Below are 25,351 nucleotides of genomic sequence, written 5' to 3'. Positions count from 1 at the left end.
AAAATGGTTCGATACCCCTCTGCGCGTGCCGAGGGGTTTTGTCGTTACTTCGCCCAGGCGCTGCGGCGCCCACGTCCAAGCACCATGGAACTGCCCAAGCTCACTCCCGGAAAACGCTTCACCCTGCCCCGCCCCGTGGGCAGCGCCGACGCCCTGCTGCTGGCCCGCCTGGGCGAGCGCGAGAAGGCTGCAGGCCGGGTGACGGCCATCGTCACGGCCGACGCCTCGGATGCCCAGCGGCTGATCGACGAGATGGCCTTCTTCGCCCCGGGCCTGCGCTGCGCGCTGTTCCCCGACTGGGAGACCCTGCCCTACGACAGCTTCTCTCCCCACCAGGACCTGATCAGCGAGCGCCTGGCCACGCTGTGGCGCATCAACCAGCGCGACAAGGAGCATGGTGCCGACGTGGTGCTGGTGCCCGCCACCACGGCGCTGTACCGGCTGGCGCCGCCCTCCTTCCTGGCCGGCTACACCTTCGAGTTCAAGAGCGGCCAGAAGCTGGATGAGGCCAAACTCAAGGCCCAGCTGACGCTGGCCGGCTACCAGCATGTCTCCCAGGTGGTCAGCCACGGCGAGTACGCGGTGCGCGGCGGCCTGATCGACCTGTTTCCCATGGGCTCGCTGCAGCCCTACCGCGTGGATCTGTTCGACGACGAGATCGACTCCATCCGCACCTTCGACCCCGACACCCAGCGCAGCCTCTACCCCGTGCCCGAGGTGCGCCTGCTGCCCGGCCGCGAGTTCCCCATGGACGAGGACGCGCGCGCCAAGTTCCGCCAGCGCTGGCGCGAGCTGCTGGAGGGCGATCCCACGCGCAGCCGCATCTACAAGGACATGGGCCAGGGCATTGCCACGGCCGGCATCGAGTACTACCTGCCGCTGTTCTTCGACGAAACGGCCACCGTGTTCGACTACCTGGGCGCCGATGCCACCGTGGTGATGCATGGCGACCTGGAGCCGGCCTTCCAGCGCTTTTGGCAGGACACCAAGGAGCGCTTCCGCCTGGTGCAGGGCGACCCCGAGCGCCCGGCCCTGCCGCCCGAGGTGCTGTTCCTGTCCGCCGACCAGTTCTACACGCGCGCCAAGGAGCACGCCCAGCTCGCGCTGCGCCCCGGCACCGAGGACGTGGCCGACAGCGCCATCTTCCAGAAGCTGGAGGACCTGTCCGTGGTGCGCGGCGCGGAAGACCCGCTGGCGCGCCTGCAAAGGCACATTGCCACCAGCGCCCACCGCATCCTGCTGCTGGCCGAGTCCGATGGCCGGCGCGAAAGCCTGCTGGACTTCTTCCGCGCCTCGGGCGTGAACCCGCCGGTCTTCGACTCGCTGGCCGAGTTCCAGGGCGATGCGGGCGAGAAGGTGGGCATTGCCACGGCCGGCCTGATGAACGGCTTTGCCTGGGTGGAGGAAGGCCTGGACTTCGTCACCGAGACGGAGCTGTTCGCCACCAGCCCCACGGGCCGCAGGCGCCGCCGCCAGGAGCAGGTCAGCGATGTGGAGGCGCTGATCAAGGACCTGTCCGAACTCAAGGTGGGCGACCCCGTGGTGCATTCGGACCACGGCATCGGCCGCTACCAGGGCCTGGTCAACATGGACATGGGCCAGAAGAACCCTGACGGCACGCCGGCCGTGCAGGAGTTCCTGCACCTGGAGTACGCGGGCAACGCCGTGCTCTACGTGCCTGTCAGCCAGTTGCAGCTGATCAGCCGCTACACGGGCGTCTCGCCCGAGGACGCGCCGCTGCACAAGCTCGGCGGCACGCAGTGGGAAAAGGCCAAGCGCAAGGCGGCCGAGCAGGTGCGCGACTCGGCAGCCGAGCTGCTGAACATCTATGCGCGCCGCGCCGCACGCCAGGGCCATGCCTTCCGCTACTCGCCCCAGGACTACGAGCAGTTCGCCAACGACTTCGGCTTCGAGGAAACAGCGGACCAGCGCGCCGCCATCCACGCCGTGATCCAGGACATGATCAGCCCCCAGCCCATGGACCGCCTGGTCTGCGGCGACGTGGGCTTCGGCAAGACCGAGGTGGCGCTGCGCGCGGCCTTCGTGGCCATCACGGGCGGCAAGCAGGTGGCCTTCCTCGCGCCCACCACGCTGCTGGCCGAGCAGCATTACCAGACCCTGGTGGACCGCTTCTCCAAGTGGCCGATCAAGGTGGCCGAAGTCTCGCGCTTTCGCTCGGGCAAGGAGATCACGGCGGCCGTCAAGGGTATTGCCGATGGCTCGGTGGACATCGTCGTGGGCACGCACAAGCTGCTGTCGGAGTCCACGCAGTTCAAGAACCTGGGCCTGCTGATCATCGACGAGGAGCACCGCTTCGGCGTGCGCCACAAGGAAGCCATGAAGGCCATGCGCGCCGAGGTGGACGTGCTCACGCTGACGGCCACGCCCATCCCGCGCACCATGGGCATGGCGCTGGAAGGCCTGCGCGACCTGTCCGTCATCGCCACCGCACCCCAGCGGCGCCTGGCCATCAAGACCTTTGTGCGCAACGAGGGCACGGGCGTGATCCGCGAGGCCGTGCTGCGCGAGCTCAAGCGCGGCGGCCAGTGCTACTTCCTGCACAACGAGGTCGAGACCATCGAGAACCGCAAGCAAAAGCTCGAGGAAATCCTGCCCGAGGCACGCATTGCCGTGGCCCACGGCCAGATGCCCGAGCGCGAGCTCGAACGCGTGATGCGCGACTTCGTGGCCCAGCGCTACAACATATTGCTGTGCTCGACCATCATCGAGACCGGTATCGACGTGCCCAGCTCCAACACCATCCTCATCAGCCGCGCCGACAAGTTCGGCCTGGCCCAGCTGCACCAGCTGCGCGGCCGCGTGGGCCGCAGCCACCACCAGGCCTATGCCTACCTGATGGTGCCCGACCTGGACAGCCTGACCAAGCAGGCCCAGCAGCGGCTGGAGGCCATCCAGCAGATGGAGGAACTGGGTTCGGGCTTCTACCTGGCCATGCACGACCTGGAGATCCGCGGCGCCGGCGAGGTGCTGGGCGAGAACCAGAGCGGCAACATGATGGAGGTGGGCTTCCAGCTCTACAACGAGATGCTGTCCGAGGCGGTGCGCAGCCTCAAGGCCGGCAAGGAGCCCGACCTGCTCAGCCCGCTGTCGGCCTCCACCGACATCAACCTGCACGCGCCGGCCCTGCTGCCCAACGACTACTGCGGCGACGTGCATTTGCGCCTGTCCTTCTACAAGAAACTGGCCACGGCACGCACCAGCGACCAGATCGACACCCTGCTCGAAGAAATCGTGGACCGCTTCGGCAAGCTGCCGCCCCAGGCACAGACGCTGATCGACGTGCACCGCCTGCGCGTGCTGTCCCAGCCCTACGGCGTGGTCAAGGTGGATGCGGCGCCCGGCGTGATCAACATCACCTTCAAGCCCCAGCCGCCCGTGGACCCGATGGCCATCATCCACCTCATCCAGAAGAACAAGCACATCAAGCTGGCCGGCAACGAGAAGCTGCGCATCGAGCGTGCCCTGGACAACCCCAAGGACCGCGCCCAGATGGTGCGCGACGTGCTGCGCAGCCTGGGCCAGCCGCTGGTGGAAGCGAAGGCGGCCCAGCCCGCATAGAACGCGTCGTTCCAGCCATGTTCCTCGAAGCGAGCATCGCCCTGCTGGCCCTGGCCACCGCGCTGTGGCTGCGCCCCTGGCGCATGCTGGCCGGCCGCCCGGGTCCGGGCGGCCCGCAGGACCGCATGGCCTCGCCCCTGATCACGCCGCTGCTGGGCGTGCTCGTGCTGCTGCCCTGGATCTGGGCCCTGCCCACGCTGCACCGCATGCCGCTGCAATTGCAGTGGTCATCGGCGCCGCTGGTGGTGCTCATGCTGGGCTGGCCGCTGGCCGTGCCGCTGCTGCTCATCGTGGGCGCGCTGGCCGCCCTGCTGTCGCCGGCCCTGGGCTGGGGCGATGCGCTGGGCATCGCGGTCTGGCAGGGTATCGTGCCTGCCACGCTGGCCATGCTCTGGGGTGCGGCGCTGCGGCGCTGGCTGCCGCATCAGATCTTTGTCTACATCCTCGCGCGCGGCTTTGCGGGCACGGTGCTGTGCGTCTTCATCGCCGCGCTGCTGGCCCAGGCGGCGGGCCACGCCCTGCCCGGCGTCAACGAGGATCTGTCACGCATCGCGCGCTGGCTCATGGCCTGGGGCGATGCCGTGGTCACCGGCATGGTCACCGCCATCTTCGTGGTGTTTCGCCCCCAATGGCTGGCCACCTGGTCGGACGCCATCTACCTGCGCCAGCCGCCCGCAGCCTGACGGCAGGCCCGCCACTGGATATGATCTGCGCCTGTTTCCCGCCAGCCCGGCGGCCCGTCCCCTTTTTGCTGCCCCATCCATGACCGATGTCACCGAATTCGCGCCCGGACTGCTGATCCGCGGCATCCAGCCGCCACTGAAGCTGGCCGACTACAAGCTCATCGCGTTCGACATGGACTCGACGCTGATCACCATCGAGTGCATCGACGAGATCGCCGACGCCACCGGCAAAAAGGCCGAGGTCTCGGCCATCACCGAAGCCACCATGCGCGGCGAGATCACCGACTTCAAGGACAGCCTGCGCCAGCGCGTGGGCAAGCTCGTCGGCGTGACCGAGGCCGACATGGCCCGCGTGCTGGCCGAGCGCCTGAAGCTCTCCCCGGGCGCCGAGACCCTGGTGCGCGCAGCCCAGGCTGCGGGCCTGAAGGTGCTGCTGGTCTCGGGCGGCTTCACCTACTTTGCCGAACATGTGCGCGGCATGCTGGGCATCGACTTCGTGCGTGCCAACGTGCTGGAGATGCGTGACGGCGCGCTGACCGGCGGCCTGATCGAGCAGCCCTGGGGCGACATCTGCGACGGCGCCGAAAAGCGCCGCACCCTGCTGGAAGTCGCCTCGCTGCTGGGCATTCGCCCCGACCAGTGCATCGCCGTGGGCGACGGCAGCAACGACATTCCCATGATGCAGGTCGCAGGCCTGTCCGTGGCCTACCACGCCAAGCCGCGCGTGCGCAACGAAGCCAAGGTCTCCATCACCGAAGGCGGCCTGGACCGCCTGCTGGAAGTCCTGCGCTGAAAACGGGCGGCAGGGCGCGCGCAGGCCGCTGCGCCGCTCCGCAATCAATAGCTGAGAATGTTCTGTGGGCTTGCTTTTCCGGCAAGCCCCAGTCTTTTCTACAATGCTTCACGCAGCCCCATAGGCCACCGCCCCAGCGCCGGGTGGCCCACCTACAACAGCAGGCTGCACGCCGGCGCATCCGCGCGCCGGTGCTTGGAATCTCCTTCCCCATCCCCATGTGACACACAAGGCCACAGGCTGCCCGCATACGGGCAGCCTGTGGCGCGCCGACCGGCGCGGGCCCGCCTGCGCCGACCGTGTACATGACCACCATGATTGGAAAAAACTCCGTGAAGACTTCGTTCCGCGCCACTGCCTCCGTGATCGCCCTGGCCATTGCATCGCTGACCGTGCCCACGCTGGCCCAGGCCAAGCGCATGGGCAGCGGCGGCAAGTCCGTGCGCCCGGCGTCGATCGGCAAGGCCCCCGCTCAGCCCGCAGCGCCTGCGGCACCCACCGCCAGCAAGGCGGCAACGCCTGCCAGCCCTGCAGCTCCTGCCACCCCCGCCGCACCGGCCGCGCCCGCCGCAGCCGCCGCTCCGGCAGCGGCACCTGCCACTGCAGGTGCTGCAGGCCCGGGCATGATGGGCACGCTGGGCGCCGCTGCCGTGGGCGCCGTGGCCGGCTCCATGGCCGGCAATGCGCTGGCCGGCGCGATGACCCCTGAAAAGGACGCCGCCGCCAAGGAAGCCGAAGCCAAGGCCAAGGCCGCTGAAACCGAGGCAGCCGAGCTGCAGCGCAAGGCCGACGAAGCCAAGGCCAAGGCAGAAGCCGCCCGCGCTGCCGCCAAGTAAACCGCCTGCGTTTTCCCCCGAAAAGGCCGCGCCCGTCGCGGCCTTTTGTTTTTTAGGGCAGTTGCTTCAGCGCGGCCCGGCGCGCAGCGGCTGCAGCAGGTGCGACAGGCCGTTGTGGTCCAGTTCCTGCATCAGCGCCAGCAACTGGCCCAGCTCTCCCTTGGGGAAGCCTTCGCGTGCGAACCAGTTCAGATAGTTGCCGGGCAGGTCGGCGATCAGCCGGCCCTTGTACTTGCCATAGGGCATGTGCACCTGCACCAGCTTTTGCAGCATTTCGGAGTCCATGGCGGCGATGGTACGCGCTGCGGCATCGCAAGAATCTGCATAAAAAGCCACAGCCTTATAACCAAATAGCAAAATTGTTCATTGCGGCCGCTGGCGCCGCACTAGACTATGCGCCTGCCTGCCGTACCGCCCGATACAGAACCACTCCACCGGGCCTGCGGCGTTTTTGCAACCCGTTGAAGAAAGTCCTCCGGTCATGTTGAAGAAAGCCCTCTCCGCAATCGCGATTGCCACGCTGGCCCTGACGGCCCAGGCCGCCGACGTGCTCAAGGTCGGCGCCACCGCCGTGCCCCATGCAGAAATCCTCAACCATGTGAAGCCGGCCCTGAAGGCCCAGGGCATCGATCTGCAGATCAAGGAATTCAGCGACTACGTGCAGCCCAATGCGGCCGTCGAGGACAAGCAGCTGGACGTGAACTTCTTCCAGCACCAGCCCTACCTGGACAGCTACAACAAGGACCGCAAGACTTCGCTGGTGGCCGTGCCCAATGGCAAGGTCCACGTGGAGCCCTTCGGCGGTTACTCGCAGAAGATCAAGAACGTGAAGGATCTGAAGGACGGCGCCACCATCGCCATCCCCAACGACCCCTCCAACGGCGGCCGCGCCCTGATCCTGCTGGCCAAGCAGGGCCTGATCGAACTCAAGGACCCCAAGAGCCTGACCCCCACGCCGCTGGACGTGGCCAAGAACCCCAAGAAGCTCAAGTTCAAGGAACTCGAAGCCCCGCTGCTGCCGCGCGCACTGGCTGACGTGGACCTGGCCCTGATCAACACCAACTACGCCATCGAGGCCAAGCTCAATCCCACCAAGGATGCGCTGTTCATCGAAGGCGCCGATTCGCCCTACACCAACATCGTGGTCTCGCGCCAGGACCGTGCCAACGATCCCAACATCGCCAAGCTGATGAACGCGCTGCACACGCCCGACGTGAAGAAGTTCATCCTCGAGAAGTACAAGGGCGCTGTCGTTCCTGCGTTCTGAGGCACAAGGAGTGCAGCCGGTCGGCTGCATCATGTCCCCGCAAAAAAAGCGCTGCCTCGGCAGCGCTTTTTTCATTCCCCTTCCCTGGTATCGCCACTCAACCCGCAGGCGTCACCTCGGCCGGCGCCTTGGCCGCCGCAGCGGGCCGCGTGATGGCGCTGCCCATGGCCGCGCCCATGATGCAGGCGATGGCCAGCCACTGGGTCCCCACCAGGTGCTCATGCAGCAGCAGCATGCCCATGAGGGCGGCAATCGCAGGCTCCGTGGCCAGGGCGATGCCGAAGGTGGCCGGTGGCAGGCGGCGCAGGGCCATCATCTCCAGCGTATAGGGCAAGGCGCTGGAGATGGCCGCCACCACCAGACCGAAGGCCAGGATGGACGGCTGCAGCAGCTTGGCCCCCGCCTCGGCCACGCCAAAGGGCACCACCACCATGGCGGCGAACACCAGGCCCAGCGACACGGCCTGGCCGCTGGGAATGCTGCCCAGGCGCTGCCCCAGCAGGATGTACAGCGCCCAGCAGATGGCAGCGCCCACAGCGCAGGCGATGCCCACGGGCTCCAGCACCAATCCGCCCGCGCCGGCGCCCCCTATCGGCAAAATCAGGGCCAGCCCTGCCACGGCCAGCGCCAGCCAGACAAAGTCCACCGGCCGGCGCGAGTGGTAGATGGCCACGGCCAGCGGACCGGAGAATTCGATGGCCACGGCCAGTCCAAAGGGAATGGTGCGCAGCGCCATATAGAACAGCAGGTTCATGGCGCCCAGCGCCACGCCGAAACGCAGCAGCGCCCAGGCCTGTGGCCGGGCCAGCGTCCAGCGCCAGGGCCGCCAGATGGCCACCAGGATCAGCGCGGCAAAGCCCACGCGCAATGCCGAAGTGCCCTGGGCGCCCAGCACCGGAAAAAGCTGCTTGGCCAGTGAAGTGCCCACGCCCAATGCCGTGACCGAGCCCAGCACGGCCAGCAGGGGCCAGGCGCGGTTCCATGTGGTGTTTGTTGTCATGGCCCGTACGATATTGCAGGCCAGCGATGCAAAAGGCTCGTTTTGGGGCCTCTTCGCGCAATATTCGCTCTTTCCGACCGCTCCGCATCCGTTTTCCGCCCCTCCCCCATGCCCGCCATCGCACTCGATACTTTTGACCGCGCCATCCTCGACGTGCTCCAGCGCGACAACCTCACGCCACAGCGCCTCATTGCCGAGCAGGTCCACCTTTCGGCACCGGCCGTGCAGCGGCGCATACGGCGCCTGCAGGAGCTGGGCGTGATCACGGCCAACGTGGCCGTGGTCGATCCCGTGCGCACGGGGCGTCCGCTCACCGTGCTCATCAACGTGCAGCTGGCCAACGAGCGCCCGGACCTGTCCCTGGCCTTTCGCGCGCGCGTGGCGCGCGAGCCCGCCGTGCAGCAGTGCTACTACGTGACCGGGGAAGCCGACTATTCATTGATCGTCACGGCTGCCGATATGCAGGAGTACCAGGCGCTGGCGGCGCGGCTGTTCTCCGGAGACGACAACATCCGGCGCTACACCACCTCGATCGCTCTGGAACGCATCAAGACCGGGCTGCAGTTGCCGATGGCAGAACACAAGCCCGACAATGAAACAAGTTGACACAACCTAGACATACACCAGGAGACTGCTTTGAGCGCACCTTCACCGGACAGCATGGCCCGCCTCGTCGCCACACGCACCCTCGACAAGTACGAGCGTGACTACTATCCAAAGCGCGACCGCATCACCATTTCCTTCCGGGGCGACCTGGCCGAGCAATACAACTACGACAAGATCCAGCCCTTGTCCGAGGCCCAGCGCCATGGCCACAAGGTCGTCATCGAGGCGACCAGCCAGAAGACCGGCGCCACGGGCCACTACTGCATCGAATGCAACAGCTGGAACCTCATCGAGGCCGTGGGCACCTGGGCGCCCGGCGAGCAAGCCCCGGCCCCAGACTGATCTGCGCCGTCAGCCAACTGCCGGTGCCAACGCGCTGCCAGCCACCCACCAGGCCAGCGCCAGCATCATCACGCCCGTGAAGCCATCGAGAACGCGCCAGGCCTGCGGCTTCTCGAACAGGCGCTTCATGCGGCGGCCCGCAAAGGCCAGCGCCACGAACCACGACAGGCTGGCCGATGCGGCGCCCACCACATAGACCCACTTGAGCACGCCTTCCTGGCGCGCGCCGATGGAGCCCATGAGCAGCACCGTGTCCAGATAGACATGGGGGTTGAACAGGGTGATCACGGCCAGCGTGGAGACCACGCCCAGCAGGCCACGCGGGGCCAGTTGCCCGCCCGATGCCGCCAGTTGCGCATCGGGCGCCATGGCCATGCGCCACAGCGCGATCAGCCCATAGGCCAGCAGGAAAAGGGCGCCGCCCAGCGTCAGGTAGCGGGCCAGGTCGGGGTTGTCGCCCAGCAGCCGGGCCATGCCCGCCACGCCCAGGCCGATGAGCACCACGTCGCTCACCACGCACCAGGCCACGCAGGCGCGCACATGCTGGCCTTGCACGGCCTGGCGCAGCACATAGAGGTTCTGGGCGCCGATGGAGACGATGAGAGACAGGCAGACCGTGAAGCCCGCCAGCCAGGAAGAAGAAACATTTGCAGTCCACATGGCCGGGATTGTCTGGCCGGCAAATGGTTAAGTAAAATTACATTTACTCAATCAAATGAAGAATATCTAAATGCTCGACTACGCCGGACTCGAAGCCCTGGCGGCCGTGGTGCGCGAAGGCAGCTTCGAGCGCGCGGCGCGCAAGCTGCATGTCACGCCCTCGGCCGTTTCCCAGCGCATCAAGCTGCTGGAGGAGCGTGTGGGCCAGGTGCTGGTACTGCGCGGCCAGCCCTGCTCTGGCACCGATGCGGGCCGCAGGCTGTGCCTGCACCTGGAGCAGGTGGCCCTGCTCGAAAACGATCTGCGCCGCAAGAACCCGGAGCTGGTCCCCGAGGGCCAGACCGCCCTGCCCACGCTCAAGCTGGCCGTCAATGCCGACTCGCTGTCCACCTGGTTCATGGATGCCATGTCCGCCTTCACGCGCGACGGCAACGAGCTGCTGGACATCAGCATCGACGACCAGGACCACACGGCCAAGCGCATCCGCGAGGGCGAGGTGCTGGCCGCCGTCACGGCCACTTCATCGGCCATTCCCGGCTGCAATACCTGGCCACTGGGCCGCATGCGCTACGTGGCGGCCGCCAGCCCCGACTTCATTCGCCGCTACCTGAAGGACGGCATCACGCCCGAGGCCATGGCGCGCACGCCCATGATGAGCTACGGCCGCAAGGACAGCCTGCAGGACCAATGGCTGCAACGCCTGGGCGCAGAGGGGCGGCGCAACACGCCGCGCCACTTTCTTCCCTCCAACCAGGGCTATACGCGGGCCTGCGAGCTGGGCATGGGCTGGGGCATGCACCCGCCGCTGATGATCGGCGCGCAGCTGGCCGAAGGCAGCCTGGTGGAGCTGCTGCCCGGCAACGACCTGGACATTCCCATGTACTGGGCCCATGCGCGCAATGCGCAGGCCAGCCTGCAGCGGCTGACCGACTGCGTGATCCAGGCGGCAGCCGCCTGTCTTGACCCGATGGAGTGAGGGGGCCATCGACGACCCTCTCTTTCCCCCTCGCCCACTCCGTCGAATCCACCTCCCCGGCCAATGCGTTTTTGCCAATCCGGGATCATCGCAATACCGGAAACAAACAGGTCTTCCATTCATTGAAGCCGCTGAAATACCGGCGTCAGCAGATAATCCCGCGCACGCCCGGAAAATGCAAACAGGAACAGTCCTAGAAATAAAATAGGAGCATTCCCATAAGGCGGATACAAGCGTCCCGGGGGCAAAAAGAAGGACTCAGATTTTCTGAAAAGCCTTGACATCATTTGCCGGGAGCCTAGAGAATTCGCGGGCCTCAAGGCAATTTCATAAAGCTGCCACTCTTTTTGAAAATCACCCAGGCAATAGACGCGCCTCGAAATACTTGCCATATCCAGGAAATCGACATCTCCGGCAATGCCTCCATTGCCGGATATTCAGGATTCGCCTATGACCACCACAGGAATACACAGGGACGAATACACGGGACAGGCAATGCAGGAGTACTCCTTCGCTTTTCATTTGCGCATTCCATTCATTGCGCATGCGGCATGCCAGCGGCGCCGCGAAGCCGGCGGCATGCCTGCGCCGCCCGCAGGGCGCCACCAGGGCTTCACCCTGGTGGAGATCATGGTGACCCTGGCCGTGATGGTCATCCTGCTGGCCATTGCCGCCCCCAACATGAACGACATGGTGCAGGCCAGCCAGCAGGAGTCCGCACTGATGCGCCTGTCCGCGGCCCTGCGCATGGCCCAGCACGAGGCGGGACGACGCAACCAGCGCATCACCATCTGCCCTGCCAGCGCGGGCCGCAAGGCCTGCAGCGACACCACCATCGGCAGCGGTCCCTATCAGGGGCTCCAGGATTGGTCCGGCGAGCTGATCGCCTTCAGCGACGGCAGCACCCCCCGCGTGATCGACGAGGACGACCAAGTCCTCAGGGTGTTTCCCAGCGTGCGCAGCGTGGATCTCTTCGCCTGGTATCCGACGGGCGGCCAGGGCATGAAATCGGCGGGCCACGCCGTACACGCGCTTCCGGACGGGCAGATCTGCTGGCCCACGGCCCGCCAGGGCGCACCGGGCGCCGAGCAGGTCCACCGCGTGGCCTACCCCTGCAACCCCGACGTGACCTTCACGGCCTGCCCGAGTCGCGCCCGGCACCTGCCCGCCCGCCATATCGCCATGTATGCCGGTGGCCTGCAGGACCTGGCACCGCGCGACCCGCTGCCCCGCGCCTCTGACAGCCGCAAGCCGCAAGCCGTGGACTGCGCCGGCGCCGCTTCCGGCCTCTGAACACAAGCGAGGACTTCGCATGGACAGGAAGGATCCACACCCCGCTCCCACCCCCGCCGCAGCTGCGGCATCGCAGGCAGGCTTCACGCTGGTGGAGGTCATGGTCACCCTGGTGGTCATTTCCGCCGGCCTGCTGGGCACCCTCAAGGGGCTCTATCAGAACCTGGGCGACCTCAATGCCTCCTACCAGCGCACGGCGGCCGTGCAAAAGGCCGCCGACATGGTGGAACGCCTGCGCGCCAACCGCCGGGGCGCACTGGCAGGCGACTTCGACGGCGGTGGCGGCACCGCGCCCAGATCCTGCAGCGACCCTGGCGAAGGCGGCGACGACAAGGCCCATGCCCAGTACCGGCTGTGCCTGTGGCAAAGGGACCTGGGCAACGCCCTGGCCCAGGGCCAGGGCAGCGTCAAGACTGCCGAAGGCAAGACCCTCATCACCGTGACCTGGAGCCATCCCCGCAGCGGGGATGGAAACCCCGAAGAACACAGCATCGAGGTCATCCCATGAGAGATCGGCTGGCATCCCGTGGCCCGCAGCAAGGCCCGCAACAGGGCCTGACCCTGGTGGAACTCATGGTGGCGGTGGTCATCGCCCTGTTTCTCCTGGCCGCCTTGGCGGGACTGTATGTGAACGCAAGAGGCCTGCTGCGCCATGAAAATGCACTGGCGCGCATGCAAAGCGATGCACGCCTGAGCTTTGGCGTGATGGGCCAGGCGGTGCGCAATGCGGGCTTCACGGGCTGCAGCACGGCCCTGACCAAGGTTCCCCCCTTCATCGCCGAGCCCGAAAGGCTCGGGCCCCACTGGAACCTGCTGGACCCCATAGGCATCCGGCGCGGACAGGCACAGGATGCCTGGACCAGTTTCGCGGAAGATGTCCCTGCCCAGGCCAGCGCCCGGTCGGACGTGCTCAGGACCGCGGGTACGGGCACGCACAAGAGCAGCCAGCAACTGAGCGACAACGATGTGGTCGTCGCGACCGATTGCTCGCAGACCTACATTTCCCGCCGGGCGCTCCTGGATACCTGCATCAAGCCCCCGCCCGGATCGGGAATTTCCGGCTTCTCCCCGGACCGGGGCGCCTGCGGCCTGACGCCCCTCAAGCGCGACGCACGCGTGCTGCCCGCAATCAATGACCTGTTCTTCATCGGGCGGCTCAAGGACGGCAGCGCCACCGGCCTCATCCACTGCTCCAGCAGCCTGATCGATCCCAAGCCCGGTCACCGCAAAGCCAATGACCTGAGCTGCCGCATGCTGGCCGAAGGGGCCGTGGATCTCAAGATCGAGTCCATACACGGCCAGCCCTCGGCCGCCGTGCAGCAAAAGGCGCCGGGCAACAGCGTATGGAACAACACCGGCTCCGGCCTGGCCGGCAGAGCGACGACGCCGGGTCCGACCCCGCCGCCACCGCCTCCTGCCATGCGCGCCGTGGAAGTGCGCCTTCTCATGGCCTCCGCGCCTGGCATGGGTGCGCTGCTGCACGCACCCCAGAGCTACACCTTCTATCGCGACAGCAACGGCGCTCCCCAGCGCACCACCGCAGCCGATCGGCGGCTGTACCGTGAATTCAGCGCGGTCTTCACGCTGCGAAACCGGGTGGAATGAGCATGGCAAGGACACGGACACAAACACGGACACAGGGCGGCCTGGCGCTCATCACCACCATGATCATCATGATGGCCCTGGTGATGCTGTCGCTGGCCGCCATGAACATGGGCCTGCTGCAGGGCCGGTCCACGGGCAACCGCAACGACTGGCACATCGCCTTCCAGGCCGCCGAGGCCGCGCTGCGCGACGGGGAGCAGGACATCACCACCCGCAACCCGGCCCTGGAGGCCTTTGACGATGCCTGCACAGCGGGCCTGTGCCTGCCCAGGGAAGACGGCAGCTCGTGGTCCGAGGCGCTCATTGCCCAGGACACGCTGGGCGTGGCGCTGGGCACGCACACCGGGCAGACCGCCCCCGGCCCCCAGGGAGCACCGGCACCGCGCTACCTCATCGAGCGGCTGGAGACCCCTGCGCAAAGCGTGGTGGTGCAGGGCTATGGCGCCGACCAGGGCCGCCCTCCCGTCTTTCGCGTGACGGCCATCGGCATGGGAGCGGCCCGGCGCGCCGATGGCAGTCCGGCCTCGCGGGTGGTGCTGCAAAGCATGTACATCAATTGAAGGAAAGACCATGCGCAAACTCCCTCTGCAAAAGCCAGCCCAGCACCCCCTCTTGCCGGCGGCAGTGGCGATGCTGCTGCTCGCCTGCATGGCCGGCCCCCGCGCGCAGCAGCCGGCGCGCCCCGTGCCACTGAACATCTCACAGGCGCCCCTGATGGCCACGCAGAACGCCACGCCCAACGTGCTGCTCATCATGGACAACTCCAACAGCATGGACGAGGCCCCGAACGGCTCCGCCGTAGGCAGCGACAGCACTGACAGCAAGTCCGAGATCGCCCGCGCCGCTGCCCGCACCATCATCGAACGCTACCAGGGGCGCATGAACTTGGGCCTGATGGCCTACCAGCAGGAAGACGTCGTCCCGCGCAGCCTGAGCAACTCGCTATACGACGTCAGCTACGACCCCAACCACTTCGACCCGCAATGGACGGGCACGCGCGCCAGCCCCACCCGCAAGCGCTTCAGGGTTCCCAACCCCAACGACAACGGGCGTTTCATCTACTACAACGTGGCCTTGCCGTTCTATGGTGGCGGCAACACCTCCAGCCACTGCTTTTCCGCCACGGCCAACGCCGGGCCCACGCCCGCCAATCCCGACGGCTTCCGCACCAACGAGACCGTCGATGGCCCCTGGGACGTCTATTCATGCTTCAGCGGCAAGACAGGCACTACCAACGCCACCAACACCACCGGCAATGCGGGATACCGAAACTTCCGGGGCCAGGCAGAGTTCATCCCCACCGACTCCGACTATGCCCAGGGCATCTACGACTTCGGCAGGCAGATCTTCGACACCCCCATAGGACAGGCCTGGTTCAGCGCAAGCTTTCCGGGCCGCGGCTTCCTGCACCAGCCCATCCGGCCGCTGGACGGCGCCCACAGGGCCGCCCTGGAACGCAAGCTCGCCACCTCGCAGTTTCTGCTTAACGCGCCCCGTGATCCCGCCCGGCCCCTGCAGAACGCGGGCAACACACCGCTTGAGGGAACGCTGCTGACGGCGCTGGACTACTTCCAGGGCGAGGAACTTTGGCGCAATGCCGGAGAAGGCTATGTGCCCGCCTGCTATCCGCTGCCCCAGTCCTGCGGCCGCAACTTTGTGGTGCTGCTCACCGACGGCCTGCCCTCGACCCGGCCCGACGGCACCATCATCCAGGACATGGCGGCCGGCCTGCGCCAGACGGCAGAGGCCGCGCGGCGCCTCAGGCAAGAGGCCAACGTGGAGACCTTCGTCATCGGATTCGCCCTGCCCTTCGGCACCAATCCCGAGCAATTGAACGAGGTGGCCGCCGCCGGGGGCACGGAGCGCGCCTTCGCGGCCAACGACCCCGCCACCCTCGATACCGCCCTGCAGGCGATCTTCGCCGACATCGCCGCCCGCTCCTCCAGCGTGGCCGCCGTGGCGGCCAACTCCACCAACGTGTCCAGCAGCACCAGGATCTACCAGGCACGCTTCGATCCCCGCGACTGGAGCGGCACGCTGTCAGCGCACAGCATCACAGGCACTGCGGTGGCCGAACAGGCGCAGTGGGAGGCACGCATTCCTGCGACACGCCGCATCCTCAGCTACCGGCCCGACACGCGCCAAGGCGTGGCCTTTGCCTGGGATGCACTGAACCCCGAGCAGCAAAGGCAGATCGGATCGCTCGACGTGCTGGCCTACCTGCGGGGCAGCCAGGCGCAGGAAGCGCCCCGTGGACCCCTGCGCAGGCGCACCAGCCTGCTGGGCGACATCGTGAACTCGGCCCCGGTGTATGTGGGCGCGCCCGAGATGCCCTACACCGAGGCCTCCTACCGCGAATTCCGCAAGGCACGGGCCGATCGCCGCAAGATGGTCTACGTGGGAGCCAACGACGGCATGCTGCATGCTTTCGACGCGGATACGGGGCAGGAGCTCTTTGCCTATGTCCCCTCGACCGTGATCCCCCACCTGCGCCAGCTGTCCGATCCGAACTACCGCCACCGCTTCTACGTGGACGGCTCGCCCATGGTGTCCGATGCCTTCATCGGCGGCCGGTGGCGGACCATCCTCGTGGGGGGTCTGGGCGCAGGGGGCCAGGGCGTGTACGCGCTGGACATCACCGATCCCGATGCGATCACCGAAGCCGCCGCCAAGGACGTCGTGCTGTGGGAGTTCGGCGACCGCGACCGGCGCGCACCGGGCAGCAACCGACCGGCCGGTTTCGATATGGACATGGGCTTCAGCTTCGCGCAGCCTTCCATCGCCAGGACCCGGGCAGGCTGGATGGCCCTGTTCGGCAACGGCTACAACAATGTGGAGGCGGACGGCGCGGCCAGCACCAGCGGCAATGCCGTGCTGTACGCCATCAACCTGGAGACCGGCGCGCTGCACAGGAAATGGGACACTCGCCGAGGCGTGCAAGACAGCACTCGCAGGTGGCCCAATGGCCTGAGCACGCCGGCTGCCGTGGACCTGGATGACGACGGGCTGGTGGACCGCGTCTATGCGGGAGACCTGCAGGGCAACATGTGGCGCTTCGACCTCATGGCCGCGAGCGGGGACGGGGACGGGATCGTTCCTTCGGTCAACGGCACTCCTGCACCGATGACCACCCCCTGGGGCGGCAGCTTCCACGGGCAGCCCATCACCACGCGGCCCGAGGCCAAGATCAGCCACGGCACGCTGCAATCGCACGTGCAGCTGCTGTACGGCACGGGCAAGAGCTTCGAGGTCGGCGACCATGACGCTGCGGCCCTGGCCTCCGCATCCCAGTACTTCTTCAGCCTGCTGGACGAAGGCACCGGGGGCTCCTCCGCAAGCCACAGCGTGCTGAAGGTCACCAGTGTCGACGCCGGCGCCGCCAACGGCGATGGCCGCACCACGCAGATGTCCCTGCGGCTGATCTCCGACGGCCGCCCCGGCAACAGGAACTGGATCATGCCCCTGGCCGACGCGGGCGAGCGCTTGATCACCCATCCCATGCTGCGCCGCGACCGCATCATCTTCACCACGGCCGTGCCCAGCACGCAGATGTGTACGGCAGGCGGCCATAGCTGGCTGATGGAACTCTCCCTGGACGGCCAGGGCGCGGAGAAGTATGCCGACGGCCTGTTCGACATCAACGGCGACGGTACGGTGGACGGCAGCGACCGCTACGGCGACAACGACCGCGCCACCGGGGGCGCGCGGCTGGAGGGCATCAGCTCGCAGCCCGCCATCCTGAACAACGGCAAGCAGGAAACCAAGGTCATGAACAGCACCGCAGGCCTGCAGTCGCTGGCCGAAAGCAAGGGGCCGCTGAGCAACAGGCGCATTTCCTGGCGCGAGGACACCCCGGCCGACATCCATCCGCTGGGCCTGGACTGACCATGGGCATGCAGAACAACCCGTTGCCGACGCCCGGCCGCCGCCGCCGGGCGGCAGGCGGCTTCACCCTGATCGAGCTGATGGTGGTGGTGGCCGTGATCGGCATCCTGTCGGCCATCGCCTATCCCAGCTATGCCGAATACCTGCGCAAGTCCCGCCGCACCGATGGCAGGCGCGCCTTGCTGGAGGCCGCAGGCGCCATGGAGAAGTACTTTTCCGCCAACCTGACCTACGAGGGTGCGACGCTGGGAGGCACCGGCGTCTATGCCAGCCGATCTCCCGACGGTTTCTACGAACTGTCGCTGAGCCCTGACCCCACCGCATCGAGCTACACCCTCATTGCCTCGCCGCTGCGAAGCCAGCTCAGCGACAAATGCCATACCTTCACCTACGACCACCTGGGCGTGGGCGGGGTCCGCAATGGCACCCTGCCTGCGCGCGATTGCTGGTAGCAGCCGCGCAGCGTGGCCCGGCAGCCGCGCTCAGGGTTCGCTGCCCGGCCCAGGGCTCGGGGCCGGCGCCCCGGGCCCGGCAGGCTCGGGCCGCTGTATGGTGCGCACGGCCGCGCGCACGCGGGTCAGGGTGTGGAAGTCCAGCAGGCTGGTGGCCATGATGGTTTCCCAGAGAAAGCAGGCCAGGGCCGAGAGAAACATCAGCACGCCGAACAGAAAGCCCAGCACCGCATAGCCATGGCCGTTGATGCCGTAGGCCTCGCCCAGGAACAGCAGGGCAATGGTCAGGCCGATGCAAAAGCCGCAGACGGTCAGCAGCCCTATGCAGACATTGGCCAGCCGGCCGCGCTTGCGCAGAAAGTGCAGTTCCGTGAGGCTGCGCGCGATGAAGTCCTCTTCCTGCGGGTTGCGCAGCAGTTCTTCCAGCTTGCGCGCGCGGTCGATGATGCGGGCCAGCCGCCCGGCCACGGCGCCGATCATGCCGGCCACGGCCGTCAGGAAGAACACCGGCGCCAGCGCCAGCTGGATGCTGTGGGTGACGGTATCGGCGTCTAGCGACCAATTGATCATGCGGTCCTCTGCGTGCTTTCTGTTGTCTGGTGCGGCCATGCTGCCGTGTTTTCGCGCGGACAGTATTGTGGCCGCAAGCGGGGGCCGCAAGAAGCCATGTCGCCAGCTTTTGGCATTCAGCGGGCCGGTGGCGCTGGCAGCATCTGCCGGCACAGCGACAGCATCTCGGTCAGCAGGGCGGGCGCCTGGTCGCGCCGGCAGACCACGCCCAGGGGCGCCAACCTGCCCGTCAGCCGCACATCGAGCCGGCACACGCGCGCATGGGTCTGCAGGCCCGGCGCAATGCTCAGTGGCACCAGGGCCACGGCTCCGGGCTGGCTCAACAGGCCTTCCAGTATCGGCAGGGAAACGGTGGAGACAGGAAACCAGGGCGCATCGGGCAGCGCCTGGAGCACCTCGGCCTCGAAAATCCCGCGCACGGCGATGTTGGCCGTGGGCAGCACCCAGCGCGCGCCGGTCAAGGCCTGCAGCGATACATCGCGGCGCCCGGCCAGTGCATGCGAGCGTGCGGCCACCACCACGGCCGTGTCGGCCAGCAGCGGCTCGAAGGCGAAGGGGCCGGGCAGCAGCGCCGGCTCGCGGCAGAACACCGCGTCCAGCCCGCCGCCCAGCAGCTGGGACAGCAGCCGGGTGCTGGCGTCTTCGTGCACATCGACATGCACCTCGGGGTGCTCGGCATAGAACCGCGCCAGCAGGGGCGAAAGAATGGCCAGGGCTGCCGCCGGAATAGCGCCCAGGCGCAGCGCGGCCGCGGCGCCCCGGCGAATGGCGGCCAGCGATTCCGCCACCTCCTCCAGTGCGGCCAGCACGCCGCGCACCGTGTCCACGAGGGTCTGGCCGGCCAGCGTGGGGCGTATGCCGCGCGCATGCCGCTCGAACAGGCGGATGTCCAGCACGCGCTCCATCTCGGCCAACGCCTGGGTGGCGGCCGACTGGCTCATGTGCAGCGTGGCGGCGGCCTGCACCACCGAGCCGCATTGCTGCAGCGCCACCAGCAGCTGCAGCTGGCGCAGGCGCACATGCTTGGTCAGGCGCGAATACAGCAGCCGCCCCTGGGGCGTGGCCGCATCGTCCAGGCCGTCGCGGTCATCGAAGTCATTGCTCATGGGAGTCTCAGTGTTTTCCCCAGGCAGGCCCTGGCGCGCCACAGGCGGCGCAGGGCAAGCTATCGGAACGGCTTATAGCTTGGCACAAATACCGTGGCCCACGCGGGCGGCAGGATTTCTATAGTCGCCTGCATCGGGAGCCGGCGCGGCCCAGGCCTGCGGCTCCTTCCCCCGTAGATGGAACCCATGCCATGCAAGCCAAACCCCTCTTTCAGCTGCCGCGGCGCACCCTGCTCTCGCTGGGCACGTCCGGTCTTGCCGCCGTGTTGTGCGGCCTCACCCTGGCCCACACGGCCTCCACGGCCCATGCGGCCGACGCCTATCCGAACAAGCCGGTCAAGCTCATCGTGCCGTTTGCGGCAGGCGGCTCCACCGACATCGTTGCGCGCGTGATCGCAGAGGGCCTGCGCAGCACACTGGGCCAGCCCGTGGTGGTGGACAACAAGGCCGGCGCTGGCGGCCTGATCGGCACCGAAAGCATTGCCCAGGCCGCGCCTGACGGCTACACCATCGGCATGGCCACGGTGAGCACGGCCACCATCAATCCCTCGCTGTACACGCGCGCCGCCAAGCTGGAAGGCAGGCTTTTGCCCGTGGCAAACCTGGTAACCATGCCTTCGGTCTACATGGTCCACCCCAAGATGGGCGTCAAGGATTTCCCGGGCTTTCTGGCCAAGCTGCGCGCCCAGCCCGGCGCCTACAGCGCGGGCGTTCCGGGCCTGGGCACGCTGGGCCATCTGATGGTGGCGTCCTTCAACGAGACCATGAAGACCCAGGTGCAGATCGTGCCCTACCGCGGCAACGGGCCGGCGCTCAACGATGCGCTGGCCGGCATGGTGCAGGTGATGACCGACCAGCTGCCTTCGGCCATGCCCCAGATCAAGGGCGGCAAGCTCATCCCCGTGGCGCTGTCGGGCGACAGCCGCTCGCCCGACCTGCCCGATGTGCCCACCTTCAAGGAGCTGGGCTACGCGCAGCTCAACGAACTGGGCATCAGCTGGTTCGGGCTGGTCGTGCCGGCCGGCACGCCACCGGCCATCGTCCGGCAGTTGCAGGATGCGTCGGTGAAGGCCGTGCGCCTGCCCGAGGTGCAAAAGCACCTGAAGCTGCTGGGCGCCTCGGTCACCGAGATGGACCAGGCCCGCTTCCCCGCCCAGATCGCCAGCGAACTGCAGCGCAACAAGGCGCTGCTGGACAAGGCAGGGGTGAAGCCGGAATGAGCGCAGTCGAGCATCTCCAGGACTTCTTCCAGCAGCAGTCCCCGCGCATGGCGGCCCTGGCCGACAGCATCTGGTCCCTGGCCGAGCTGCGCTATGCCGAAACCGCTTCTGCCCGGCTGCACATCGATGCGCTGGAGCAGGCCGGGTTTCGCATCACGCGTGGCGTGGCCGGCATTCCCACGGCCTTCCTGGCCGAATGGGGCGACGAGGGCCCGGTGCTGGCCTTCCTGGGCGAGTACGACGCGCTGTCGGGCCTGAACCAGCAAAGCGGCGCCCTGGTCTGCACGCCTTCGACAGACAGCCCGGGCCTGGCGGGCCACGGCTGCGGCCACCATCTGCTGGGCACCTCGGCGCATTTCGCGGCCGTTGCGCTGCAGGAGCACCTGCGCCGCAGCGGCGCCAAGGCACGCGTGCGCTACTACGGCTGCCCGGCCGAGGAAGGCGGATCGGGCAAGACCTTCATGGCGCGCGCCGGGGTCTTCGACGATGTGGACGCGGCGCTGACCTGGCACCCGGCCAGCTTCACCGGCGTGTTCAGCCAGAGCACGCTGGCCAACATCCAGGCGAAATTCATCTTCCACGGCAAGGCCGCGCATGCCGCGCATTCCCCGCACCTGGGCCGCAGCGCGCTCGACGCCGTGGAGCTGATGAACGTGGGCGTGAACTACCTGCGCGAGCACATGCCCACCGATGCGCGCGTGCACTACGCCATCACCGACTCGGGCGGCCTGTCGCCCAACGTGGTGCAGGCGCGTGCCGAGGTGCTGTACCTGGTGCGGGCCGCGCGCAACCACGAGGCAGCAGCGCTGTACGAGCGCGTGCAGAACGTGGCGCGCGGCGCCGCGCTGATGACGGACTGCCGGCTGGAGATCGTCTTTGACAAGGCCTGCTCCAACCTGCTGCAGAACCGCACGCTGAACCAGGTGATGTATGCGCAGATGCAGGCCCTGGGCCCGCTGCACGTGGACCCCGGCCTGCATCGCCTGGCCGGAGACTTCCAGGCCACGCTGGACAGCAACGACGTGGACCAGGTCAGCCGCCCGCTGGCCAGCGTGCTGCGCGGCAAGGTGCCGGCCGTGTTCGAAGGCCTGGCGCCCTACGATCCTGCCGTGGAGGACACCCTGTTCGGCTCCACCGACGTGGCCGATGTGAGCTGGATCACGCCCACCGTCCAGGCCTGGGTGGCCTGCTACGCCTTCGGCACGCCGCTGCATTCCTGGCAGATGGTCTCGCAAGGCCAGTCCGGCCTGGCCCACGCAGGCATGGTGCGCGCCGCCCAGGTGCTGGCGGCCACGGCCATCGCCTTGCTGGAGCAGCCCGAACGCATTGCCCAGGCCAAGGCGGAGCTGCTTGAGCGCCGGGGCGGCAGACCCTATGTGTGCCCGATTCCTGCGGAGGTGCCCTTGCCGTTCATGCGGGGGTGATGGGCTTGGCTCGCCCTGGATGATCGACTCGTACCCGATGCCCAGTTCCCGGGCTTGCCCGGGCTTGCCGGGGCTTGCCCGGGCTTGCCGGGGCTTGCCCGGGCTTGCCCCTTTGCGCTGCCGCAAACCCACCCCGCCGCCGCGTTGACCCATCACAAGCCCTCCGCGCCAGGCCACGGCGATAGTTGGATCGGGACCCCACCGATACCAACAAACCACAGGAGGACTTGTGAAGCTGATGATTGATCTTTTTTCCACCGACTACGGCCTGATGAGCCTGGGCGCCATCGTCTTCATGCTGATCATGGCGGGCTTTTTCCTGCGCCTGTTCCTGGGCAAGATGAAGCACGTGGCCAACAAGCCGCTTGAATGAAGAAATGCCCAGGCAGGGGCTGGCCTGGGCATTCGCACGCAGCAGCCCTGCGCACTCAATAGTGCGGGGGCAGCTCGTCGCGCAGATTGGTCGCGCCGCCGGCGGGTCCGCCTTCGGGCACCCGGCGGCGCAGGTCGCGCAGCTCGTCAAGCAGCCGGTCGATCTGCTGCTGCTGGCGGTAGATGGTCAGGTTCAGCTGCTCCAGCAGGTCTTCGGTGTAGCTGGCCTTGATCTCCAGCTCCATCACGCGCGCCTGCAGGGCACCGGCGTCTGCGTGCCCGCCGCCGTGTTCTGCGTCGTCAGCCACGCTCATGCCTTGAGCGCCTGGGCCAGGCGGGCGATGCCTTCGCGGATCTTGTCCTCGTCAGCCGTGGCGAACGAGAGGCGGAAGCTGGTGGCATCGGGGTTTTGCGCAAAGAATGGCGCACCCGGCACAAAGGCCACGCCCTGGGCAATGGCCCGCTTGGCCAGCTCACCGGCATCGGCCAGCGCGCCGCCCTTGCCGGTCAGGCGCACCCACAGGAACAGGCCGCCCTGGGGCTGCAGGAATTCCACGGCATCGCCGAGGTGCTCGCGCAGCGCATCGCCCATGGCCTTGGCGCGGCGCGCATAGACCTCGCGCACATGGGCCAGCGTGGCGGGCATGGCGCCGGACTTCAGGTACTGCGCGGCCGTGGCCTGGGCAAAGGTGCTGGTGTGGGCATCGCTGAACTGCTTGCACATCACGGCGCGGCCCAGCAGCTCGGCCGGGGCCACCAGCCAGCCAATGCGCAGGCCGGGGCTGAGCACCTTGCTCAGCGAGCCGCAGTGCGCCAGCCAGTCGCGGCTGCCGGGCACCTCGCTGGACAGCGCCAGCAGGCTGGGCGGAGGCGCTTCGCCAAAATACAGGTCGCCGTAGGGATCGTCTTCCACCACCAGGGTCTGGTACTTGACGGCCAGCTCCAGCACCTTCTTGCGGCGCTCCAGGCTCAGCATGGCGCCGCTGGGGTTGCCGAAGGTGGGGATCAGGTAGACCAGCTTGGGGCGGTGCTCGGCAATGAGCTTTTCCAGCGCATCGACCTGGGCGCCTTCGGCATCGATGGGCGCGCTGATGACTTCGGCGCCGTACAGGCGGAAGCACTGGATGGTGGCCAGGAAGGTCGGGCCTTCGACGATGACCTTGTCGCCGGGGTTGATCATGGTCTTGCCCAGCAGGTCCAGCGCCTGCTGGCTGCCCGTGGTCACCACCAGTTGCTCGGGGGCCAGCTCGCGCACGCCCTTGCCGGCCATGAAGGCGGCGATCTGCTCGCGCAGCGGCTGGTAGCCCTCGGTCGCACCGTACTGCAGCGCGGCGCCCGGCTCCTGCTGCAGCGCGGCCTGGGAGGCGGCGCTGATGCCTGCCACGTCGAACATGGCGCTGTCCGGGAAACCACCCGCAAAGCTGATGATGCCGGGCTTGCCCAGCAGCTTGAACAGCTCGCGGATGGCGGAGGTTTCTACGTTGTTCAGACGGTCGGCGAATTGCATGGGCAGGAGTCTCTTTGTCGGTGCAATGAAAAGGCGAAGCCTGCATTGTCGCCAATCCTGCCGCAGCTTTCCTGCACGATTAGAAGCCCCCTGAGTCGATTCGCGACTTCCCCCTCTCTCCCGGAAGGCAGCTGCGTTCAATCCACCTTGATGTCGGCTCTGGCGGCCACGGCGCGCATTTGCGGCAGTTCGCGCTCTATGCGCTCCTGCAGCGCGCTGGCCGGACCCCATGCGGGCGACAGGCCGATGTCCACCAGCTTCTTCTTCATGGCCGGCTCGGCCATGGCGTCGGCCAGCGCCTTTTCCAGCTTCTTCTGGATGGGTGCGGGCAGGCCGGCCGGGGCGAGGAAGGCAAACCAGGTGTCCATGGCAAAGCCCGGGTAGCCGCTTTCGGCCACGGTGGGCACCTGGGGCAGCAGGGCCAGGCGCTGCGGGCCCAGGGCTGCGATGGGACGGATCTTGCCGGCCTTGATCAGCGGCGTGGTGGCCACCACCGTGTCCACGGCCACCTGCACCTGGCCGCCCATCAGCGCGGTGAGGCTGGGCGAGCTGCCATTGAAGGGCACATGCACCATGCGCATACCCGTGGCGGTCTTGAGCATTTCGCCGCCGAAGTGCACCGAGGATCCCGTGCCGAAGGAGCCGTAGGACAGCTTGTCGGGGTCGGCCTTGGCCAGGGCCACGAGTTCGGGCAGCGTGCGTGCAGGCGTTTCGTTATGGGCCACCAGCACCAGGCCCATGTCGGCCACCAGCCCCAGCGGCGTGAAGCTGCGCAGCGGGTCATAGGGCAGCGGGTTGCGGATGGCGGGGTTGAGCGTCAGCGTGGTGCTGGCGCCCAGCAGCAGCGTGTAGCCGTCGGGCGGCGCCTTGGCCACCAGCGCGCCCGCCACCACCGTGCCTGCACCGGGGCGGTTTTCCACGACCACGGGCTGGCCCAGCCGCTCACCCAGCGAGGTGGCCAGCAGCCGGCCCAGGATGTCGGTGGCGCCGCCCGGCGCAAACGGCACGACCAGCTTGATCGGACGATCCGGGTAGGACTGGGGCTGGGCTTTGGCTGCGGGCAGCGCAAGTGCCGTGGCACCGGCCATCAGACACGACAGAAAACGGGAACGGGACAAGGCCATGGCGCGGATCTCCTGGGGGACGAGGGAACGGGAACCTGGGAAAACTCGATG

At 67.5% G+C, this 25,351-nt stretch carries 25 protein-coding genes; 17 read left to right on the top strand and 8 right to left on the bottom strand.

The features are described from left to right. Nucleotides 1-84: 84 nt before the first annotated feature. The 4 genes from mfd to AC57B5_RS01590 all read left to right on the top strand — a co-directional run bounded on the left by mfd (nucleotide 85) and on the right by AC57B5_RS01590 (nucleotide 5,891). Nucleotides 85-3,579 carry a transcription-repair coupling factor gene (mfd, locus tag AC57B5_RS01605; protein WP_013803159.1) on the top strand — a complete coding sequence of 1,165 codons (3,495 nt, stop codon included), beginning with the start codon at nucleotides 85-87 and terminating at the stop codon, nucleotides 3,577-3,579. Between the two features lie 17 nt (nucleotides 3,580-3,596). Then, nucleotides 3,597-4,262: a hypothetical protein gene (locus AC57B5_RS01600; protein WP_349613091.1), complete on the top strand. Its 666-nt coding sequence runs from the start codon at nucleotides 3,597-3,599 to the stop codon at nucleotides 4,260-4,262. 79 nt (nucleotides 4,263-4,341) lie between these two features. Beyond that, complete coding sequence (gene serB / locus AC57B5_RS01595; RefSeq protein WP_012204694.1) at nucleotides 4,342-5,055, top strand: phosphoserine phosphatase SerB; 714 nt, start codon at nucleotides 4,342-4,344, stop codon at nucleotides 5,053-5,055. A gap of 305 nt (nucleotides 5,056-5,360) precedes the next feature. Next, the gene (locus AC57B5_RS01590) at nucleotides 5,361-5,891 is read left to right on the top strand and encodes an ABC transporter substrate-binding protein (protein ID WP_141833792.1); all 531 of its coding nucleotides are present in this window, start codon (nucleotides 5,361-5,363) and stop codon (nucleotides 5,889-5,891) included. Between the two features lie 66 nt (nucleotides 5,892-5,957). On the opposite strand, the gene AC57B5_RS01585 is transcribed toward AC57B5_RS01590, so the two are convergent. Then, nucleotides 5,958-6,176: a DUF3820 family protein gene (locus tag AC57B5_RS01585; RefSeq protein ID WP_063326593.1), complete on the bottom strand. Its 219-nt coding sequence runs from the start codon at nucleotides 6,174-6,176 to the stop codon at nucleotides 5,958-5,960. Nucleotides 6,177-6,372: 196 nt separating this feature from the next. On the opposite strand from AC57B5_RS01585, the gene AC57B5_RS01580 reads away from it, so the two are divergent. Beyond that, nucleotides 6,373-7,158, top strand: a complete 786-nt coding sequence (locus AC57B5_RS01580; RefSeq protein WP_012204689.1) for a MetQ/NlpA family ABC transporter substrate-binding protein — start codon at nucleotides 6,373-6,375, stop codon at nucleotides 7,156-7,158. Between the two features lie 97 nt (nucleotides 7,159-7,255). Here AC57B5_RS01580 and AC57B5_RS01575 read toward each other — a convergent pair whose 3' ends face one another. Further along, nucleotides 7,256-8,158, bottom strand: coding sequence for an EamA family transporter (locus tag AC57B5_RS01575; RefSeq protein WP_034391880.1), 903 nt, complete (start codon nucleotides 8,156-8,158; stop codon nucleotides 7,256-7,258). A gap of 108 nt (nucleotides 8,159-8,266) precedes the next feature. On the opposite strand from AC57B5_RS01575, the gene AC57B5_RS01570 reads away from it, so the two are divergent. Together AC57B5_RS01570 and AC57B5_RS01565 are read left to right on the top strand one after the other, a co-directional pair. Beyond that, entirely contained in the window at nucleotides 8,267-8,764 is a 498-nt protein-coding gene (locus AC57B5_RS01570; RefSeq protein WP_013803176.1) for an Lrp/AsnC family transcriptional regulator, read from the top strand. Nucleotides 8,765-8,794: 30 nt separating this feature from the next. Further along, nucleotides 8,795-9,106 (top strand): hypothetical protein, encoded by a 312-nt coding sequence (locus tag AC57B5_RS01565; RefSeq protein WP_496398567.1) that lies wholly within the window; start codon nucleotides 8,795-8,797, stop codon nucleotides 9,104-9,106. Nucleotides 9,107-9,115: 9 nt separating this feature from the next. Here AC57B5_RS01565 and AC57B5_RS01560 read toward each other — a convergent pair whose 3' ends face one another. Further along, a complete protein-coding gene (locus tag AC57B5_RS01560) occupies nucleotides 9,116-9,766 on the bottom strand; it encodes a LysE/ArgO family amino acid transporter (RefSeq protein WP_496398566.1) in 651 nt (216 codons plus the stop codon). Nucleotides 9,767-9,836: 70 nt separating this feature from the next. Between AC57B5_RS01560 and AC57B5_RS01555 the strand changes: the two genes are divergently transcribed. From AC57B5_RS01555 to AC57B5_RS01525, 7 genes are all read left to right on the top strand, one after another. Then, nucleotides 9,837-10,742, top strand: coding sequence for an HTH-type transcriptional regulator ArgP (locus AC57B5_RS01555; RefSeq protein ID WP_012204684.1), 906 nt, complete (start codon nucleotides 9,837-9,839; stop codon nucleotides 10,740-10,742). A gap of 450 nt (nucleotides 10,743-11,192) precedes the next feature. Then, entirely contained in the window at nucleotides 11,193-12,035 is an 843-nt protein-coding gene (locus AC57B5_RS01550) for a GspH/FimT family pseudopilin (RefSeq protein WP_496398565.1), read from the top strand. Between the two features lie 19 nt (nucleotides 12,036-12,054). After that, nucleotides 12,055-12,543, top strand: coding sequence for a type IV pilus modification protein PilV (gene pilV / locus AC57B5_RS01545; protein WP_496398564.1), 489 nt, complete (start codon nucleotides 12,055-12,057; stop codon nucleotides 12,541-12,543). Further along, nucleotides 12,540-13,640, top strand: coding sequence for a PilW family protein (locus AC57B5_RS01540; RefSeq protein WP_496398563.1), 1,101 nt, complete (start codon nucleotides 12,540-12,542; stop codon nucleotides 13,638-13,640). The genes pilV and AC57B5_RS01540 overlap by 4 nt, the downstream gene beginning before the upstream one ends. Before the next feature lie 2 nt (nucleotides 13,641-13,642). Then, nucleotides 13,643-14,200, top strand: a complete 558-nt coding sequence (locus AC57B5_RS01535) for a pilus assembly PilX family protein (RefSeq protein WP_179217907.1) — start codon at nucleotides 13,643-13,645, stop codon at nucleotides 14,198-14,200. 10 nt (nucleotides 14,201-14,210) lie between these two features. Then, complete coding sequence (locus AC57B5_RS01530; protein ID WP_496398562.1) at nucleotides 14,211-17,525, top strand: PilC/PilY family type IV pilus protein; 3,315 nt, start codon at nucleotides 14,211-14,213, stop codon at nucleotides 17,523-17,525. Nucleotides 17,526-17,527: 2 nt separating this feature from the next. Further along, on the top strand, nucleotides 17,528-17,977 hold the full coding sequence (locus AC57B5_RS01525) for a type IV pilin protein (RefSeq protein ID WP_269447115.1): 450 nt from the start codon (nucleotides 17,528-17,530) through the stop codon (nucleotides 17,975-17,977). A 30-nt stretch (nucleotides 17,978-18,007) separates the two neighbouring features. On the opposite strand, the gene AC57B5_RS01520 is transcribed toward AC57B5_RS01525, so the two are convergent. Beyond that, entirely contained in the window at nucleotides 18,008-18,547 is a 540-nt protein-coding gene (locus AC57B5_RS01520; RefSeq protein WP_051941074.1) for a DUF2721 domain-containing protein, read from the bottom strand. Nucleotides 18,548-18,663: 116 nt separating this feature from the next. Beyond that, nucleotides 18,664-19,653: a LysR substrate-binding domain-containing protein gene (locus AC57B5_RS01515; protein WP_492802636.1), complete on the bottom strand. Its 990-nt coding sequence runs from the start codon at nucleotides 19,651-19,653 to the stop codon at nucleotides 18,664-18,666. A gap of 191 nt (nucleotides 19,654-19,844) precedes the next feature. Here AC57B5_RS01515 and AC57B5_RS01510 point away from each other — a divergent pair, with 191 nt between their 5' ends. From AC57B5_RS01510 to AC57B5_RS01500, 3 genes are all read left to right on the top strand, one after another. Then, a complete protein-coding gene (locus tag AC57B5_RS01510; protein WP_447916251.1) occupies nucleotides 19,845-20,873 on the top strand; it encodes a tripartite tricarboxylate transporter substrate binding protein BugE in 1,029 nt (342 codons plus the stop codon). Continuing rightward, nucleotides 20,870-22,297 (top strand): M20 family metallopeptidase, encoded by a 1,428-nt coding sequence (locus AC57B5_RS01505; RefSeq protein WP_496398561.1) that lies wholly within the window; start codon nucleotides 20,870-20,872, stop codon nucleotides 22,295-22,297. Before AC57B5_RS01510 ends, AC57B5_RS01505 begins: the two co-directional genes overlap by 4 nt. Nucleotides 22,298-22,535: 238 nt before the next feature. Then, nucleotides 22,536-22,670, top strand: a complete 135-nt coding sequence (locus AC57B5_RS01500; protein ID WP_012204679.1) for a DUF3149 domain-containing protein — start codon at nucleotides 22,536-22,538, stop codon at nucleotides 22,668-22,670. Between the two features lie 55 nt (nucleotides 22,671-22,725). Here AC57B5_RS01500 and AC57B5_RS01495 read toward each other — a convergent pair whose 3' ends face one another. The 3 genes from AC57B5_RS01495 to AC57B5_RS01485 form a co-directional block, all read right to left on the bottom strand. Next, nucleotides 22,726-22,983: a SlyX family protein gene (locus tag AC57B5_RS01495; RefSeq protein ID WP_088165271.1), complete on the bottom strand. Its 258-nt coding sequence runs from the start codon at nucleotides 22,981-22,983 to the stop codon at nucleotides 22,726-22,728. Beyond that, on the bottom strand, nucleotides 22,980-24,176 hold the full coding sequence (locus AC57B5_RS01490) for an aminotransferase-like domain-containing protein (protein WP_230356014.1): 1,197 nt from the start codon (nucleotides 24,174-24,176) through the stop codon (nucleotides 22,980-22,982). The genes AC57B5_RS01495 and AC57B5_RS01490 overlap by 4 nt, the downstream gene beginning before the upstream one ends. Before the next feature lie 137 nt (nucleotides 24,177-24,313). After that, the gene (locus AC57B5_RS01485) at nucleotides 24,314-25,300 is read right to left on the bottom strand and encodes a Bug family tripartite tricarboxylate transporter substrate binding protein (protein WP_065346291.1); all 987 of its coding nucleotides are present in this window, start codon (nucleotides 25,298-25,300) and stop codon (nucleotides 24,314-24,316) included. Between the last annotated feature and the right edge of the window lie 51 nt (nucleotides 25,301-25,351).

The sequence above is a fragment of the Delftia sp. BGA-UO-ETr-SB1 genome (genome assembly GCF_059567865.1).
This window is presented reverse-complemented; position numbering and strand designations above follow the sequence as displayed.